At 69.5% G+C, this 17053-nt stretch carries 18 protein-coding genes and 1 pseudogene; 10 read left to right on the top strand and 9 right to left on the bottom strand.

Annotation, left to right across the window (positions count from 1 at the left end):
• The first annotated feature begins 80 nt into the window (after positions 1-80).
• The 5 genes and pseudogenes from AC2ITM_RS07700 to AC2ITM_RS07680 form a co-directional block, all read left to right on the top strand.
• On the top strand, positions 81-920 hold the full coding sequence (locus tag AC2ITM_RS07700; RefSeq protein ID WP_486469229.1) for a ferritin-like domain-containing protein: 840 nt from the start codon (positions 81-83) through the stop codon (positions 918-920).
• Positions 921-1114: 194 nt separating this feature from the next.
• Positions 1115-2443 carry a DUF5930 domain-containing protein gene (locus AC2ITM_RS07695; protein ID WP_486469228.1) on the top strand — a complete coding sequence of 443 codons (1329 nt, stop codon included), beginning with the start codon at positions 1115-1117 and terminating at the stop codon, positions 2441-2443.
• Positions 2433-2963, top strand: coding sequence for a bactofilin family protein (locus AC2ITM_RS07690; protein ID WP_486469227.1), 531 nt, complete (start codon positions 2433-2435; stop codon positions 2961-2963). The genes AC2ITM_RS07695 and AC2ITM_RS07690 overlap by 11 nt, the downstream gene beginning before the upstream one ends.
• A gap of 46 nt (positions 2964-3009) precedes the next feature.
• Complete coding sequence (locus tag AC2ITM_RS07685; protein ID WP_486469226.1) at positions 3010-3555, top strand: RES family NAD+ phosphorylase; 546 nt, start codon at positions 3010-3012, stop codon at positions 3553-3555.
• 183 nt (positions 3556-3738) lie between these two features.
• A pseudogene (locus AC2ITM_RS07680) lies at positions 3739-3870 on the top strand (transposase); the annotation flags it as partial.
• 365 nt (positions 3871-4235) lie between these two features.
• On the opposite strand, the gene AC2ITM_RS07675 reads toward AC2ITM_RS07680, so the two are convergent.
• Positions 4236-6224 (bottom strand): PHA/PHB synthase family protein, encoded by a 1989-nt coding sequence (locus tag AC2ITM_RS07675; protein WP_486469225.1) that lies wholly within the window; start codon positions 6222-6224, stop codon positions 4236-4238.
• A 119-nt stretch (positions 6225-6343) separates the two neighbouring features.
• Entirely contained in the window at positions 6344-6931 is a 588-nt protein-coding gene (locus AC2ITM_RS07670; RefSeq protein WP_486469224.1) for an HNH endonuclease, read from the bottom strand.
• A gap of 267 nt (positions 6932-7198) precedes the next feature.
• Here AC2ITM_RS07670 and AC2ITM_RS07665 point away from each other — a divergent pair, with 267 nt between their 5' ends.
• Positions 7199-7627 carry a VOC family protein gene (locus tag AC2ITM_RS07665; RefSeq protein WP_486469223.1) on the top strand — a complete coding sequence of 143 codons (429 nt, stop codon included), beginning with the start codon at positions 7199-7201 and terminating at the stop codon, positions 7625-7627.
• Here AC2ITM_RS07665 and AC2ITM_RS07660 read toward each other — a convergent pair.
• The 5 genes from AC2ITM_RS07660 to AC2ITM_RS07640 all read right to left on the bottom strand — a co-directional run bounded on the left by AC2ITM_RS07660 (position 7558) and on the right by AC2ITM_RS07640 (position 11294).
• Positions 7558-8121 carry a MarR family winged helix-turn-helix transcriptional regulator gene (locus AC2ITM_RS07660; protein WP_486469222.1) on the bottom strand — a complete coding sequence of 188 codons (564 nt, stop codon included), beginning with the start codon at positions 8119-8121 and terminating at the stop codon, positions 7558-7560. The two genes, AC2ITM_RS07665 and AC2ITM_RS07660, sit on opposite strands and share 70 nt — an antisense overlap.
• A gap of 116 nt (positions 8122-8237) precedes the next feature.
• Positions 8238-8903 (bottom strand): alpha/beta hydrolase, encoded by a 666-nt coding sequence (locus AC2ITM_RS07655; RefSeq protein ID WP_486469221.1) that lies wholly within the window; start codon positions 8901-8903, stop codon positions 8238-8240.
• Positions 8900-9532, bottom strand: a complete 633-nt coding sequence (locus AC2ITM_RS07650) for a DNA-3-methyladenine glycosylase family protein (RefSeq protein ID WP_486469220.1) — start codon at positions 9530-9532, stop codon at positions 8900-8902. Before AC2ITM_RS07650 ends, AC2ITM_RS07655 begins: the two co-directional genes overlap by 4 nt.
• A complete protein-coding gene (locus AC2ITM_RS07645; protein ID WP_486469219.1) occupies positions 9529-10260 on the bottom strand; it encodes a precorrin-6A/cobalt-precorrin-6A reductase in 732 nt (243 codons plus the stop codon). The genes AC2ITM_RS07650 and AC2ITM_RS07645 overlap by 4 nt, the downstream gene beginning before the upstream one ends.
• Positions 10257-11294, bottom strand: a complete 1038-nt coding sequence (locus AC2ITM_RS07640; protein WP_486469218.1) for a cobalt-precorrin-5B (C(1))-methyltransferase — start codon at positions 11292-11294, stop codon at positions 10257-10259. Before AC2ITM_RS07640 ends, AC2ITM_RS07645 begins: the two co-directional genes overlap by 4 nt.
• Positions 11295-11459: 165 nt before the next feature.
• On the opposite strand from AC2ITM_RS07640, the gene cobA reads away from it, so the two are divergent.
• The 4 genes from cobA to cutA all read left to right on the top strand — a co-directional run bounded on the left by cobA (position 11460) and on the right by cutA (position 15279).
• Positions 11460-12308: a uroporphyrinogen-III C-methyltransferase gene (gene cobA, locus AC2ITM_RS07635; protein WP_486469217.1), complete on the top strand. Its 849-nt coding sequence runs from the start codon at positions 11460-11462 to the stop codon at positions 12306-12308.
• Positions 12305-13594, top strand: a complete 1290-nt coding sequence (locus AC2ITM_RS07630; protein ID WP_486469216.1) for a cobyrinic acid a,c-diamide synthase CobB — start codon at positions 12305-12307, stop codon at positions 13592-13594. The genes cobA and AC2ITM_RS07630 overlap by 4 nt, the downstream gene beginning before the upstream one ends.
• A gap of 147 nt (positions 13595-13741) precedes the next feature.
• Positions 13742-14968, top strand: coding sequence for an MFS transporter (locus AC2ITM_RS07625; protein WP_486469215.1), 1227 nt, complete (start codon positions 13742-13744; stop codon positions 14966-14968).
• Positions 14965-15279, top strand: coding sequence for a divalent cation tolerance protein CutA (cutA, locus tag AC2ITM_RS07620; RefSeq protein ID WP_486469214.1), 315 nt, complete (start codon positions 14965-14967; stop codon positions 15277-15279). The genes AC2ITM_RS07625 and cutA overlap by 4 nt, the downstream gene beginning before the upstream one ends.
• Positions 15280-15283: 4 nt before the next feature.
• Here the strand turns inward: cutA and AC2ITM_RS07615 are convergent, their stop codons facing one another.
• Positions 15284-16084, bottom strand: a complete 801-nt coding sequence (locus tag AC2ITM_RS07615) for a squalene/phytoene synthase family protein (RefSeq protein ID WP_486469213.1) — start codon at positions 16082-16084, stop codon at positions 15284-15286.
• Positions 16059-17048: an alpha/beta hydrolase gene (locus AC2ITM_RS07610; protein WP_486469212.1), complete on the bottom strand. Its 990-nt coding sequence runs from the start codon at positions 17046-17048 to the stop codon at positions 16059-16061. Before AC2ITM_RS07610 ends, AC2ITM_RS07615 begins: the two co-directional genes overlap by 26 nt.
• Positions 17049-17053 lie beyond the last annotated feature (5 nt).

Raw genomic sequence — 17053 nt, 5'->3', positions numbered from 1 at the left:
AGGTGGTTCGGGGGGCTCTGCCCCCGGCGGCTGCGCCGCCTCCCCCGAGGTATTTGGAACAAGAAAATGACGAGGGACAGATGGGGCAGAGCCTGAGCGAGATGGCGGTCGAGGTGCTGAACTGCGCCGATGGCCGCGAGAAGACGGCGCTGAGCCATGCCCATGCGGCGCGCTGGTTCGCGGCACGGGCGGCGGGAGAGGAGATCCCGATCGGATCGGCGCGCCCGCCGCTGCGGCCCGCGCGTCCCGAGCGGCCCGAGCTGAAGGATCCGCGCGAGATGCCCAAGCGCCGCCCCGGCAGCCCGCATGGCCGCATCGCGCTGCTGCATGCGGTGGCGCATATCGAGCTGAACGCGGTCGATCTGCATTGGGACATCATCGCGCGGTTCACCGATGTGCCGATGCCGATGGGATTCTACGACGACTGGGTCAAGGCCGCGGACGAGGAAAGCAAGCATTTCAACCTGATGTGCGACTGCCTGGAGAGCCTTGGCAGCCATTACGGCGCCCTGCCCGCCCATGCCGGGATGTGGCGTGCGGCCGAGGACACGGTGGACGACTTCTTTGGCCGGCTGGCGGTGGTGCCGATGGTGCTGGAGGCGCGCGGGCTGGACGTGACGCCGGGCATGATCGAGGTGTTCCGCAAGGCCGAGGTGAGCCAGGCGGTGGCGGCGCTGGAGACGATCTATGCCGAGGAGGTGGGCCATGTGGCCTATGGCTCGAAATGGTTCCATTTCCTGTGCGGGCGCGAGGGCAAGGATCCCAAGCCCGTGTTCCACGCGCTGGTGCGGCACTATTTCCATGGCCGCCTGAAGCCGCCCTTCAACGAGGAAAAGCGCGCCGATGCCGGGCTGCCGCCGGATTTCTACTGGCCGCTGGCCGAGGAGATTGCCGACCAGGTGCCCGCCGCGCTGCGCTGAGCGCGGCCCGACACTGGGGCGGGAATCGCCCGTAGCGGCAGGATCTCGCCCAAATTCCCGTGCCACGGGCAGCCTGCCGCCGGTCGGGCGCGAAACTGTTGCCCGCTTGCATCCCTGCCGCTAACAGGTCCGGGGCCGTCCGGTGTGGGGACAGCAGGCGGCCCGATAGACGACGGGACCAAGGGAACGACAACGTGAAACGACGCACCGGCTTTGGCCTGCACCTGCTGCTTGAGCGGCATTTCCCCGAACGCCGATTGTTCCTGCGCTCTGACACCGAGACCCGCTTTATCCGGCTGAAGCCCGGCGTGCAGTTCCTGGGACTGGCGGGGGGGGCTGCGGTCTTTGCCTGGACGATCATCGCCACCGCCATCCTGATGATGGATTCCATCGGCGCGGGCAATTACCGCAGCCAGGCGATGCGCGACCAGACCACCTATCGCCAGAGCCTGGATGCCATGGCCGAGGAACGCGATTCCCGCGAGGTCGAGGCGCTGGCGGCGCAGAAACGCTTTAACACCGCGCTGGACCGGGTGTCGGACATGCAGACCGAACTGCTGCAATCCGAGGCGCGGCGTCGCGAGCTGGAAACCGGCATCGACGTCATCCAGAAGACCCTGCGGCGGACGCTGAAGGAACGCGATGCGGCGCGCGCCGAGCTGGCCTCGGCGCAGGCGGGGGCGGCGGCGTCGGGTCCGCCCGCCCTGCCCGATTACGCCCGCGACACCCTGGGCTACCTGAGCAGCGCCCTGACGCAGACCGCGACCGAGCGCGACGACAAGGACGCGGAGGCCGCCCGCGCCATCCGCCAGGCCGACGAGATGCAGAACCGCATCGCGCTGATGCAGGACCAGGATGATGCGATCTTCCACCAGCTGGAGGATGCGATGACCGTCTCGATGGATCCGCTGAAAAAGATGTTCCGCGCCGCCGGTCTGAACCCCGACAGCCTGCTGAAGGAGGTCAAGCGCGGCTATTCAGGCGCGGGCGGCCCGCTGGAACCCATCGCCTTCACCACCTCGGGCAATTTCATGAACGCCCCCGAGATCGCCCGCGCCAATGCCATCCTGTCGGATCTGGACAGGCTGAACCTGTACCGCATCGCCGCCACCAAGGCGCCCTTCGCGATCCCGCTGGAGAACACCTTTCGCTACAGTTCCCCCTTCGGGGTGCGCCATGATCCGAAGAACGGCACCCTGCGGCACCATTACGGTGTCGACATGGCCGCCCCCATCGGCACGCCGATCTATTCCACCGGCGACGGCGTGGTGACCTATGCGGGCTGGTCCACCGGCTATGGCCGGCTGGTCAAGATCCAGCACGATTTCGGCATCGAGACCCGTTACGGTCACATGTCTCGCATTCGGGTGAAGGTCGGACAAAGAGTCTCGCGCGGGGACCGTATCGGTGATATTGGCGTGAGTGGACGAGTGACCGGCCCGCACGTTCATTACGAGGTGCGCGTGGACGGAAAACCCGTGGATCCGATGACCTACATTAAGGCGGCACAAGATGTTTTCTAAGAGCAAGATCAACGATTCCGGCCAGAAGGCCGCGGAAAGCAACACCCCGGCAGCCCCCAAGCCCGACGCAGCCCCCAAGGCCGCAGCGCCTGCGGATTACAAGCCGGTTGCGCCCAAGGCCAAGCCGCCCGCCTCGGTTCTGTCGTCGGACCTGCACATCACCGGCAACATCAAGACCACCGGCGACATCCAGATCGAGGGCACGGTCGAGGGCGACATCCGCGCCCATCTGCTGACCGTTGGCGAAAGCGCCACGATCCGCGGCGAGCTGACCGCCGATGACGTGGTGATCAACGGCCGCATCGTCGGCCGCGTGCGTGGCCTGAAGGTGCGGCTGACCTCGACCGCCAAGGTCGAAGGCGACATCATCCACAAGACCATCGCGATCGAAAGCGGCGCCCATTTCGAGGGCTCGGTCCAGCGTCAGGAAGACCCGCTGTCGGCGGCGCCGAAGGGCACCACGACCTCGGTTCCCTCGACTGCGGCAGCCGCCCCCGTCGACACGCCCTCGGGGGTCTGATCCCCGGCCGGACCGCGTTCAGGCCCCGCTTCGGCGGGGCTTTTTCATGCCCGCCCCCCGGAAGGTGAACATGCTGTCGCAGATCGAAGGACGGTTCTGGCGTATCCAGCCCGAGGCCCATGGCGATCAGGTGCTCGCGCCCGCGCGCAGCCCCGAGGGGCGCTTTCATCATGATGGCGAAGCGACGCTTTACATGTCGCCCAGGCCGGGCTGGGCCTGCCATGCGATCGCGGCCTATGTGCGCCCGGAGGATGCGCCAAGACGCATCTACGAAATATCGCTGCCGCCGCTGCGGGTGCTGGACCTGCGCAATGCAGTGCAATGCGCGGCCCTGGGCGCTGATCCGGCCCTGGGCGCCGTGCCCTGGCTGCCCGAGCGCGCCGCCGGACGCCCGGCCAGCAGCTGGCAGCTGTCGGATCTGGCGCGCCGCCATGGCGCCGACGGCATGATCTACACCGCCCGCAGTGCGCCCCTGCGCTGGCATCTGGTGCTGTTCCGCTGGAACGGCGCGCAGCTGACCGGCCACAGCCTGCCCTATCCGCTGTCCGGCGACGGGACTTCGGGACCGGACGATCCCGCACCGATGCCCTGATCGTCCGGGGCGGTCCTTGAAGCGCGCGCGGGGATCATGCGGATCCGGCGCCCGAGGGGTGCCACAGCCTCACGCTGGACTTGCCCGGCAAAAGCAGCAAGCCCGACTGAGAAAGCAGAAGGGGTTCCATGGACTTGCCCGGAAAATGCGGAGAGCCCCAACTGAGGAGCCAGGAGGTGTTCTATGGGCAATGGGAACAGACCGATGCCGGAGTTTCGTCGTGAGGCGGTGCGGCTGGCACTGAGCAGCCGCCGGACGCGGCGGGAGATCACGGAGGATCTGGGGATTGGCTTGTCGATACCGACACGATGGCTGAGCCCTGAGCACTGAGCCCTGAGCCCTGAGCCCTGAGCCCTGAGCCCTGAGCCCTGAGCACTGAGCACTGAGCACTGAGCACTGAGCACTGAGCACTGAGCACTGAGCACTGAGCACTGAGCACTGAGCAGCAGTCTCAGGGCAACTGTCAAGATCCGGCGCCTGGGCCGTTCCGGGGTGGCGGCGGCCCTGCGCGGCAGCCGCACCGAACGGCGGTGCGGGCCCGTGTGGCACGGGCCAGAGCACAGATCATGCCCCGCCCGGTTCGCACTGCACCCCACCCGGATGCCCCGCCCCCACGCTGCAGGGCGCACAGCCCCCGGATGCCCCGCCGCCCGCGTCAGGGCGACGGGATCAGCGGGTCCCTAGCTCTGGTGGACGTAGGTCCCCGGTGCCTCGCAGAGCACCGGATAGGCGGCCGCCCCCATGCCGGGGGGTGCGGCCATGTCGGGCGCCTGCGCCTTCAGCCAGTCCAGCCAGGGCTCCCACCACGAGCCCGCCTGCACCGGGGTTTGCGCGATCCAGTCCTCGGGCGCCAGATAGCCGTCGCCGGGCGCCCGGTGGCTGATCCGATAGTGGCGGTGGGGATGCCCGGGCTCGCTCAGGATGCCGGTGTTGTGGCCGCCGTTGGTCAGCACCATCACCATGTCGTTCGTCGTGAACAGGCTGGTCTTGCAGACCGATTTCCAGGGCGCGATGTGGTCGGTCTCGGTGGCGACGACAAAGGCGGGGGCGGTGATGTCCTTGAGGGCGATGACCTCACCGCCAACGGCAAAGCGGCCCGCGGTCAGGCGGTTCTCTAGGAACAGGCCGCGCAGGTATTCGCCATGCATCCGCGCCGGCATCCGGGTGGTGTCGGCCGCCCAGACGCCCAGGTCATCGGCCAGGTCGTCCTGGCCCAGGAAGTAGCGGCGCACGGCGCGGGAATAGATCAGGTCCTCGGTCCGCATCACCGCGAAGGTGCGCGCCATCTGTGGCCGGTCCAGATAGCCCTGCGCCCACATCATGTCTTCCAGCAGCGCCACCTGGCTTTCATCGACGAACAGCAGCAGTTCTCCGGCTTCGGTGAAATCGACCTGGGCGGCCATCAGCGTCAGGCTGGCCAGCCGGTCGTCGCCGTCGCGCGCCATGGTCGCCGCCGCCAGCGCCATCATCGTGCCGCCCAGGCAATAGCCGTTGACGTGGATCTTGCGCCCCGGAACGATGGAGCTGATCGCATCCAGCGCCGCCATGACGCCGCGCTGGCGGTAATCCTCCAGCGACAGCTCCGCCTGATCGCGCCCCGGGTTGCACCACGAGACCGCGAAGACGGTAAAGCCCGCCTCGACCAGATAGCGGATCATCGAATTGTGCGGCGACAGGTCCAGGACATAGTATTTCATGATCCAGGCCGGCACGATCAGCACCGGATCGGCATGCACCTGCGGGGTCTGCGGGCTGTACTGGATCAGCTCGAACAGATCGTTGCGGAAGACCACCTTGCCGGGGGTGACGGCCAGGTCCACCCCGACCTCGAACCCTTTCGGCGGCGGGCGGTGATCATCGGTCAGCAGATGCGCCAGGTCATCCAGCCAATGCGCCCAGCCCTGCACCAGATTGAGGCCCGCCGTCCGGCGCGTTGCCTCCTGGATCTCGGGGTTCAGCGCCGGGAAATTCGACGGCGACACCAGGTCCAGCATCTGGCGGAACAGGAACTGCATCCGCTCGCCATCCTGGGGACGCAGGCCGCGGAATTCCCGGGTGGCGTAGTTGCACCAGTCCTGCGCCGCCAGGAAGCCCTGCTGCCACAGGCTGAAGGGCGCGCGCGACCAGCCTTCGTGGGTGAAGCGGTGATCGGTATGGGCGGGGTGGAAGGGCGCAGGCGCCTCGGCGCCGCGCAGGCTGGCGGCAGCATGGGTCATCAGCCGGACGCCGTTGGTCATGGCGTGAAGGGCCAGATCGGACTGGCGGCCGGGGGCGCGGGCGGTGTGCACCATCCAGTCCGCCACGGCCTGGCCGAAGGACCAGGGGGACAGACCCATCGTCGCCTGCGCGATCATCGCGCGCGCCTGACGGTCGAGGATCTCGGCCGGATCGACGGCAGGAACGTCTGTCGCGGCGGCGGCGGGGTCACACATCGGGACAGAGGCGGGATCACGGGCCGGATCAGCGGCGGGGTCACCGGTCGGGGCGGCGGCGGAACGATCCTTCCCCTGCCCGGGCGCGGCAGCCCCGGCCTGACCGGATGCCGAAGCCTCGCCCGGCGCGGGCACCACCGGATCGGCGGTGGAAGAAAGGCCCGGATCCTGCGCGGCGCCCGGTGCCCCCGGCGCCGGCCCGAAACCTGCACTGTCGTCATGTCGTCCGTCGGGCATCCTGTCCTCCACCGTTACGAGGCGAAAGTCTGGAGGCAATCCTGGATCCGGGACTTGACCCAGATCAAGGCTGGCATGGCGAAGAGGCCCCCGCCGGCGCAAACCCGCAGATGCGGGGCTTAGTCCTGTTCCAGCTCGGCATCCCAGTAGAGGTAGTCCATCCAGCTTTCATGCAGATGGTTCGGCGGGAACTTGCGGCCCTGGTTGCGCAGTTCCTCGGCCACCGGGGCGCGCGGCGGTTTGCACAGCGACATGCCCGCCCGGCGCAGGCTTTTTGACCCCTTCTTCAGGTTGCACGGCGCGCAGGCCGCCACGACGTTTTCCCAGCTGGTCACCCCCCCCGAGGCGCGCGGCACCACATGGTCAAAGGTCAGATCGCCCTTCGATCCGCAGTACTGGCAGCGGAATTCGTCCCTGAGGAAAAGATTAAAGCGCGTGAAGGCCACGCGCTTTCTGGGTTGGACGAAATCTTTCAGCACAACGACCGAGGGGATCCGTATCTCGGTACTGGGGCTTCGGACCCAGGCGTCGTATTCGGCGACGATGTCGACCCGGTTCAGCCAGGCCGCCTTGATCGCCTCCTGCCAGGGCCACAGCGACAGGGGGTAATATGACAGGGGGCGGTAATCCGCGTTCAGCACCAAGGCCGGGTGCTGCTTGAGGGCCGCTGGCTCTCTCACGAATTCCGTTCTGAAATCTCCGTCCATCTGCGACTCCGTTCCTGCCCTGACTGCCCGTTCGGCACCAGAGCGGGGAACCCGCCCCAGCGTCAACTTACTATATATCGCGGCGTCACCCAGGCAAGCCTCATGATATATAGATGTTCATGGAAAGGCCTACCGCCTCAGCGTAACGCACAAATGACAAACGTTTCGTTCCCGGGGGGCTGACGGCGCGCGGCCGCGCCCTAGATCATCTGCGGGTCCGGCGGGACCGGTCCCGGAAATGTCGCAGCAAGGACAGGAGGCGGTTTCATGACCGAGGGGATCAGTGCTCCGGCGGCGCTGCTGGAAGCGGCGCTTTATGCCGACGACCTGGGCGCGGCCGAAAATTTCTACGGCACCGTCCTGGGGCTGGAACGGGTCAGCCGGGCCGAGGGCCGGCATGTCTTTTTCCGGCTGGGCCAGACGATGCTGCTGATCTTCCGCGCCGAGGCAACGCTGCTGGGCAGCGCCGATCTGTCGCTGCCGGTGCCGCCGCATGGGGCCACCGGCGAGGGGCATCTGTGCTTTTCGGCCTCGGCCGCCTGCATCCAGGCCTGGGCCGAGCGGCTGCGCGCCTGCAACATCGCCATCGAGGCTGATTTCCACTGGCCGAACGGCGCGCGCTCGATCTATTTCCGCGACCCGGCGGGCAATTCGCTGGAATTCTCAGAGCCCCGGCTCTGGTTCCCCGAGGCCTGAAGCGGCGGCAGGCCGATGACATCGGTCATGGCGCTTTTTTGCAGCAGCGCGCTCATCGCCGGGTCGATCAGGTTCAGCGTCATGTGGCGCAGCGTGCGGGTGGTGACCTCGATATCCTCGGGCGGCACGCCGCGCATGGTCAGCACATCCAGATAGAGCGCCAGGCGGACCAGTTCCGCCATGTCGGTGGTGCCCTGCGGTGTCAGCTGGACCAGCGTGCGGCGGCGATCGTCGGGATCGGCATGGCGCTGCACCCGCCCCTTGCGCACCAGCCCGTCGATGATCCGCGTCACCGTGGTGCGGTCACGGGCGGTTTCCTGCGACAGTTCGCTGGCCGTCATGGCGCCGTGCCCAGACAGGATCAGCAGATAGACCCATTCCTCGTGGGTGACATCATGGCCATGGGCCAGAAACAGCTCGGCCATCCGCTTCCGGGACTGGAAGCCGACATTGTTGATCCAGCGATAGATGATCTGTTCGAGGTTCACCGTCATGTCCGAGACCTACCCTGCGGCGAATATCCGCGCAACGGAGGGCAGGCTGCGCGTTTCGCCGCAGCCCGCCGCGCCGCCTCTGGCCGGGCGCCCCTCAGGGGATCATGCGCCCGGTGTCAGAAGCCGCACTTGTCGCGCAGGAAGGCCAGCGCCACCGACAGCCCGTCGGGGGCGATGCCGTGGCCGGTGCCCTTCATGACATGGGCGAAGACCTCCTTGAAGCCCGCGCCCTGCAGCGCCTCGGCGGCGGCCGGAAGGCTTTGCGGCGGCACCACCTCGTCCATGTCGCCATGCACCAGCAGCACCGGGAAGGTGCACTGCACCTCGTCCTCCAGCAGCTCGGAGCGCAGCAGCCGCCCCGAGAAGCCGACGACACCGGCAAAGGGGTCCTCGCGGCGCGGCGCCACGTGCAGCGACATCATCGTGCCCTGCGAAAAGCCCACCAGCGCCACCTGTTCGGGCAGCAGGTCCTCGTCCACCATCAGCGCATCCAGGAAGGCGTCCAGGTCTTCGGTCGCCGCCATCAGGCCGCGCTCGGCCTCTTCCTCGGACGAGCCGTCGATCCAGGGGATCGGGAACCACTGATAGCCGAAGGGCGCGCCCGGCACGCTTTCGGGGGCGTCGGGGGCGATGAACATCGTGTCGGGCAGATGTTCGGCCAGCGGATCCGCCAGGCCCAGCAGGTCGGCACCATTGGCCCCGTAGCCATGCAGGAAGACGACGACAGACCGTGTCTCTCCCGAAAGTGCCTCGCGTCGTTCCGCGTTCAGAACCCGTGTCATTGCAGCCCTTCTCTTTTCGTTTCCGCGCGATACCACTGCCACAGCAGGCGGGCCGCGACACTGCGCCAGGGGGCCCAGGCAGCGCCCCTGTCGCGCAATGAGGCCTCGGTGGGCCGCGCGTCCAATCCGTAGAGGAGGCGCGTGGCCTCCTGCAAGGCCAGATCGCCCGCCGGTAGGACATCCGCGTGACCCAGGGCGGTCAGGGCATAGATCTCGGCCGACCAGCGCCCGATCCCGGGCAGCGCGATCAGCTGCGCGATGGCGGCGTCGGGCGGACCCGCAAGCGCGTCGAGATCCCCGGCGCGGTCGGCAATCGCCAGGGCATAGCGGATCTTGGGGCGCGACAGGCCGCAGGCGCGCAGCGCATCCTCGCCGCCCGCGCGCACCGCCTCGGGGGTGGTCAGGCCCGCGGCCTCCAGCCGGGCCCAGATCGCCGCGGCACTGGCGGTCGAGACCTGCTGGCCGGTGATGATGTGCAAGATTGCCGCATAGCCCGGCGGACGGCGGCGCAGCGGCGGCATCGGCAGGGTGTCGACGACGCGGGCCAGACCGGCATCGCGGGCGGCCAGCCAGGCCATGCCGCGCTGCAGATCCGCGGGGGTGTCGATCCGGGTCGAGATCCGGGTCATGGGACCTGCAAGGCCCAGGGCAGCGCGGCGGCCACGCTGTCGAAGACCGGCACGCCTACGGGCTCGGCGGGGCGGCTCAGCAGCACGACGCCCAGCCCGAGGGTCCGCGCCGCATCCAGCTTGGCCCGCCCCGGCCCGCCGGAATCCTTGGCCAGGATCCAATGGACCTGCAGGGCACGAAACAGCGCCTCTTCCGCGCCCTGGGCAAAGGGCGGCCGCGCCACCAGCCAGCGCCCGCCGGGATGGGGAAAGGGATCGCCCCGGTCCTCGACCACCCGCACGATCAGGCGGCGGTCGGCCAGACAGGCGAAATCGGCCAGCGCCTGCCGCCCCGAGGCCATGAAGACATGCGCGCCGACGGGGATGATCGCCGCCGCCTCGTCGGGCGTATCGATCCGGTGCCAGTGGTCCCCCGACCCCGCCTGCCAGCCCGGCCGCGACAGACGCGCATAGGGCAGGCCCAGACCCGCACAGATCCGAACCGCCCGTCCGGTGATCCGCGCGGCAAAGGGATGGGTCGCATCCAGCACCCGGGTGATCCCCGCGCGCGCCAGGTAGTCGGCAAAGCCCGCATCACTGCCGAACCCGCCCAGACGCATGGGCAGGGGCTGGGGGGCGGGGCTGCGCACCGCCCCCGCAAGCGAGACGACGGCGGGCCTGCCCGCCTCGGCAAGCTTGCCCCCCAGAACCCGGGCCTCGGCCGTGCCCCCCAGCAGCAGCAGCGTCATTGCGCCCGCCCCACGATGGTCCCGGCCCGGTCGATCACCACCACATCCGCCGCGATCCCCGGCGCCAGCCGGCGCCGCACCTCGACCAGCGCCCCCTGTGCCACGTAGTCCCCAAAGCCCGGCACCGTCTCCAGCACCTGCAGCGCGGTGCGCATCATTTCGACCTCGGGCCGCCCCAGCTCTTCGGCCAGACGCGCGAAATCCACCTGGCTGCGGCCGGAATGCAGATCCCCCGCCCCCTGTGCCAGCTTCACCAGCTTGCCCACGCCGCCACCGATCGTCACCCGCGCCACCGGATGGGCCGAGACATATTTCAGCAGCCCCCCCGCGAAATCCCCCATGTCGAGCATCGCCATTTCGGGCAGGCCATGCAGCGCCTGCACCACCCGCTCGGACGTGGCCCCGGTGCATCCCGCCACATGCTCCAGCCCCCCGGCCCGCGCCACATCCACCCCCCGGTGGATCGAGGCAATCCAGGCCGCGCAGGAAAACGGCCGCACGATGCCGGTCGTCCCCAGCACCGAAAGCCCCCCCAGGATCCCCAGCCGCGGGTTCCAGGTCTTGCCGGCCAGCGCCGCCCCCCCGGGAATCGAAACCGTGATCTCGGCATCCATCTCGTGCCCGGTCTGCGCACAAAGATCGCGCAGCACCTCCTCCATCATCTGCCGCGGCACCGGGTTGATCGCGGCCGCGCCCACCGGCAGCGGCAGGCCGGGCCGCGTCACCGTCCCCACGCCCTCGCCCGCGACAAAGCGGATGCCCTCGCCGCCCGGACACACCCGCACCCGGATCAGCGCGCCATGGGTCACATCCGGATCATCGCCCGCATCCTTGATCACCCCCGCCTCGGCCCAGCCCGCGCCCCGGCGCTGTTCGGACACCTGGAACACCGGTTCCTCGCCGCGCGGCAGGCGGATCTGCACGGTGTCGACCGGCGCCTTCCACAGCGCCAGCAAGGCGGCCTTCAGCGCGGCGGTGGCACAGGCGCCCGTGGTCCAGCCACGGCGCAGGGGGGTATCGGGGATCCGGCTCATGCGGCGGGATCATAGGCCCGCCCGCGCCCTGCGCCACGGAAATCTGCCCCGCACAGCCCCTGCCCCGACGAACACCGTTCCGCACAGCCCAAGCCCCGGAAACCACCCGGACTTATTGGCCGCACCACCTTCCCGTCGCCGCCGCCCGGGGGCATAATGCCCCCCATGAACGACTCGATGCTTCCCTCCGGCGCCTGGCCGGTTCTCGAGCCCGGCTGGGTCTGGCTCTGCGGTGCCGGTCCCGGTGATCCGGGCCTGCTGACGCTGCATGCGCTCAATGCCCTGCGCCAGGCGGATGTGGTGATCTACGACGCCCTCGTCGCCGAAGAGATCCTCTCCTGGGCGCCCCAGGCCGAACATGTCTATGCCGGCAAGCGCGGCGGCAAACCCTCGGCCAAGCAGCGCGACATCTCGCTGCGCCTCGTCGACATGGCGAAAGAGGGCAAGCGCGTGCTGCGCCTCAAGGGCGGCGATCCCTTCGTCTTCGGCCGCGGCGGAGAAGAGGCCCAGACCCTGATCCAGCATGGTGTGCCCTTCCGCATCATTCCCGGCATTTCCGCGGGCATCGGTGGCCTGGCCTATGCCGGCATCCCGGTGACGCACCGCGACGTCAACCAGTCGGTGACCTTCGTCACCGGCCATGACCAGTCGGGCGAAACGCCCGGATCGCTCAACTGGCGCGCCATCGCCGAGGGCGCCCAGGTTCTGGTGATCTACATGGGCATGAAGCACGCCCGCCGCATCGCCGATGAACTGATCGCCGCAGGCCGCCCGGCCGACGAACCGGCAGCCGTGGTCTGCAACGCCACCACCCCCGACCAGCAGGTGCTGGAAACGACCCTGGGACGGCTGGCCGACGACATCGACGCCTCGGGGCTGGAACCACCGGCGATCCTGTGCATCGGCCGCTCGGTGCTGATGCGGCAGGTGCTGGACTGGCAGGCCCTGGCCGCAGGGGCCGCACCGCGCAACCTCGACCCGCTGGGCCGGGGCCTGCCGGCCGAGACCCCGTGAAGGGGCTGATCCTCGCCGCGCCCTCCTCGGGCGCGGGCAAGACCACCCTGACGCTGGCCCTGCTGCGGCTGCTGGCCCGTCAGGGCCAGGCCGTCCGCGGCGCCAAGTCCGGCCCCGACTACATCGATCCGCGCTTTCACGAGGCCGCCACCGGCACCCCCTCGCTGAACCTCGACGCCTGGGCGATGGCCCCCGACCGCATCGCCACCCTGGCCCGCTCGGCCCCTGCCGACCTGCTGGTCATCGAAGGCGCCATGGGCCTGTTCGACGGCGCCCCCCCCGATGGCCGCGGCGCCGCCGCCGATCTGGCGCGCCAATTGAACCTGCCGGTGGTGCTGGTGGTCGATGCAGGCCGCATGGCCCACAGCATCGCCCCGCTGGTCGCAGGCTTTGCAAACCACGACCCTTCGGTTTGCATAGCGGGCGTGATCCTGAACCGCACCGGCTCTCTGCGCCATGTCACCATGCTGCGCCGGGCCCTTGCACCCCTCGGCCTGCCGGTGCTGGGCACCCTGCCCCGGCGCACCGATCTGGCCCTGCCCTCGCGCCACCTGGGCCTTGTCCAGGCCGAGGAAACCGCCGATCTCTCCGCCTTCCTCGACCGCGCGGCAGATGCCCTGGCCCGCGGCACCGAAGGCGATACCCCCTTCGACACCGAAAGGCTGCTGGCGCTGGCCCGGCCGCTGCCCGACAGTCCCGCCGCACGGCCCCTGCCGCCCCCCGCCCAGCATATCGGCATCGCCCGGGACGCGGCCTTCGCCTTCACCTATCCGCATCTGCTGCAGCAATGGCGCGCAGCCGGTGCCCAGATCAGCTTCTTCTCGCCCCTCGCGAACGAACCCGCGCCCCGGGCCGATTTCCTCTTCCTGCCCGGAGGCTACCCAGAACTGCATGCCGGCCGCCTGGCCGCCAACACCCGCACCCTCGACAGCCTGCGCGCCCATGCCGCCCACAACCCGGTCTACGGCGAATGCGGCGGCTACATGATGATGGGCGACACCCTCACCGATGCCGAGGGCACCACCCACCGCATGGCGGGCCTGCTGCGCCTCGACACCAGCTTTGCAAAACGCCGCCTTCACCTCGGCTACCGGCATCTGCAAACCGCCACGCCCCCCTTCACCGGCCCCTGGCGGGGACATGAATTCCACTATGCCACCACGCTGCGGGCCGAGGGCACACCCCTCTTCACCGCCACCGATGCCGAAGGCACGCCCCTGCCGCCCATGGGCCTCATCCAGGGCCATGCCATGGGCAGCTTCGCCCACCTGATCGACCGCGCCTGATCCCCGCACCACGCGGTTCTTTCATCTGGCCCAAAATACTCCCGCCGGAGGCCTGAGGCGCGCAGCGCCTCAGATCCCCGCGCCGCAATGCCGCACCGGCGGTAACAGACTCTTGTCGCCTGACGCAGCGCAAGCTACCGCTGCCCCATGAGCGACACAGCCCTCCTCCCCGATGACCGCCGCGCCCGGCGCAACGTGACCGTCCTGGTGCTGGCACAGGCCGTGCTGGGCGCCCAGATGCCGATGATCTTCACCATCGGCGGCCTGGCCGGGCAAAGCCTGGCCGGAAATCCCTGCTTTGCCACCCTGCCGATCTCGCTGATCGTGCTGGGCTCGATGCTGGCAGCCACCCCGGTTTCCGCGCTGATGCAGCGCTACGGCCGCCGCGCGGGCTTCTGGACCGGCGTCACCTGCGGCACCGCGGGGGCGCTGGTGGGAGCGACGGGGCTGTACCTTGCCTCCTTCCCGATCTTCCTGCTGGGCTCGCTGCTGACCGGGGTCTACATGTCGGCGCAGGGCTTCTACCGCTTCGCCGCCACCGATACCGCCTCCGAAGGGTTCCGGCCCAAGGCGATCTCCTACGTGATGGCCGGGGGGCTGGCCGCCGCGGTGATCGGGCCACAGCTGGTCAAGCTGACCTCGGATGCGATGGTGGTGCCGTTCCTCGGGACCTACCTGACCATCGTGGTGATCAACCTGCTGGGAGCGGGGCTGTTCCTGTTCCTCGACATTCCGCGCCCGCCCGCACCCCATGCCGATGCGCCCCGCGGCCGCAGTCGGCGGCAGCTGATCACCACCCCGCGCATCGCCGTCGCGGTGATCTGCGCCACGGTCTCCTATGCGCTGATGAACCTGATGATGACCTCGACGCCGCTGGCGGTGGTGGGCTGCGGCTATACCCGCGGCAATGCCGCCGACATCGTGACCTCGCATGTGCTGGCGATGTATGTCCCCAGCTTCTTCACCGGCGCGCTGATCGCCCGCTTCGGGGTCGAACGCATCATGGGCCTGGGCCTGCTGATCCTGGCCGGTGCCGGCATCGTCGCGCTGAGCGGCGTACACCTGGGCAATTTCTTCGGGGCGCTGATCCTGCTGGGGATCGGCTGGAACTTCGGCTTCATCGGCGCCACGACCATGCTCGCCTCGGCCCATGCCCCCGAGGAACGCGGCCGGATGCAGGGGCTGAACGACCTGATCGTCTTCGGCGGCGTGACGCTGGCCTCGCTCGCCTCGGGCGGGCTGATGAACTGCTCGGGCGGCAGTCCCAAGGCAGGCTGGGATGCGGTCAGCCTGGCGATGGCGCCGCTGATCGTGCTGGCGGGGGCCGCGCTGATCTGGCTGGTGCTGCGCCCAAGGGAGGCCCCGACGCAATGATCCTGGAAATCACCCTCTTCTGCGCCTCCGTGCAAGAGGCCGACCGGATCGCCTCGACCCTGCTGCAAGAGCGCCTGATCGCCCAGGCCTCGCGCGCGGCGGCCCAGGCGACGGTCTTTCGCCGCGACGGCCGGATCGTGCAGGAAGAGGAATTCCCCCTGACCCTGCTGACCCGCCCCGAACTGGCACCCGAGGTCGAAGCCGTCATCCGCCGCCTGCATTCCCACGCCATTCCGGCGCTGCAGCGATGGGAGGTTTCGACCAATGCCGATCACGAGGCCTGGGTCCGCACCGAGACCCGCGCCCCCTGACCCCCTACCAGCGCCCGAACAGCCCCGCCTTCAGCAGGCCAAAGCGCTGCGCGAAGGGCGCCACGTCCAGTGCCCCGTCCTTGACCCGCGCCGGTGTCGCCGCCGCCAGCTTCAGCACCGCTTCCGCCATCGGCAGACCATAAAGCAGCGGCGCCGCCGCGCGGTCGACGCTTCCCCGCGCGCGCCGCAGATCCGCCAGCGCCGCAAGCCCCTCCTGCGCCAGTGCCGCCACCCGTTCGGCCCGGCCATCGACCAGCGGCTGCCGCCCCGAGCCCTCCAGCGCCGGCACTGCGCGGAACCAATTCGCCAGCCCCAGCACCAGCCCCGCCTGGCGGGCGGCAGTCTCGGGCAGGTCGGCCCTCAGCATCCCCGCCCCCGCCCGCAGCAGATGCCCCGAGGTCGCATCCAGGTAGTCTCGGAAGGCGTCCTCGTCCTCGAACGGGTCCTTCCAGACATCCCAGCGGCGCGCCGCCACCAGCCGGTCCAGCAGATGTGCACCGGTCGCATCCAGATGCTGCGACAGCGGCGTCACCACGTCATGACGCCGGATGCCGGTGCCACGGCCGATCTCTTCCAGCGCGTCACGCCACCATTGCAGGCGCATCTCGGCGATCATCGGCTCCTGGGTGACCCAAGGGGCGCGGCTGACCTCGATGTTGAAGGCATAGAGCGGGAACAGCACCGCGCGCACGGGCACCGGGGCCGCCATCACCGCACGGAATCGCTCGGGGTCGCCGCGCTCGACCAGGGCGGCGCAGGCGGTCAGGTCATCGGACCAGTCAGTCGTCGTCTCGGGTGCGGTCAAGGAACTCTCCGACCAGTTGCGCGACCGAAGGAGCATCGACCAGGTCGAGATGCCCGATCTCCGGCAGCAGGTGATAATCGCCGCGCCGGGTGACGGCGGACATGGCAGGGGCATAAAGGCCGGGGCGGAAGGCCTCGTCCTTTTCGCCCACCAGCAGAAGGAACCGCGGCAGCGCGGCGACATCGCGCGTCCAGTCGCGGCGCGGCGTCAGAGATTGCACCATGCGCCAGGAATAGGCGGTGCGGCGCAGGGCGCCCTCGGGACCTTCCAGCAGGCGCCGGGGCAGGTCGAACTGCAGCACGGTCAGCCGGTCGAAAGCATGGACGCGCATCGCGTTCAGCAGCCGCAGCCCCGCCATCCGGCGGCGCAGCACCCGCGCCCAGCTGGACACGCCCGGCCGCGCCGTCGGCGCCCGCAGCCCCAGATCCGGCGCCAGCAGGACGGCGGCATGGATGCGCTCTCCGAAGGTGCCGCCGGCAAAGCGCACTGCCAGCCCGCCGCCGGCGCTGTGCCCCAGCAGCACGACCTTCTGGCCGGGCCGGGCACAGGCGCCGATCAGATCGACGATATCCTCTTCCAGCTGGCCGGCGTGATCGACATCGCCCCGCCGCCCCGGCGCCGCCCCATGGCCGCGCAGGTCCGGCACCACCACATCGGCATGATCGGCCAGCGCATGGGCCAGCCCGTCGAACTGGCCGCCATGCCAGCCGGGGCCGTGCAGCAGGATCACCAGCGGCCCGTCCTCCGGGCCTATCAGGCGGCGCACCGGCAGCTCCAGCCCGTCGCGCAGGGCAATCCGGCCCACCGGCAGCGGCGGGCGCAGCGGCCCGGCCAGCCGGTCAAAGTTCAGCCCGCCCCGCCCCGGCATCCGCCAGCGCCACTGCGACAGGATCAGCGCGGCGGGCAGCACCACGCCGACCACCGCCACCCGCATCACCGTGTCCGAAATCCCGTCGAGGCTCATCCCCC

It is taken from the genome of Pseudooceanicola sp. NS-SX9 (assembly GCF_057380705.1).
This window is presented reverse-complemented; position numbering and strand designations above follow the sequence as displayed.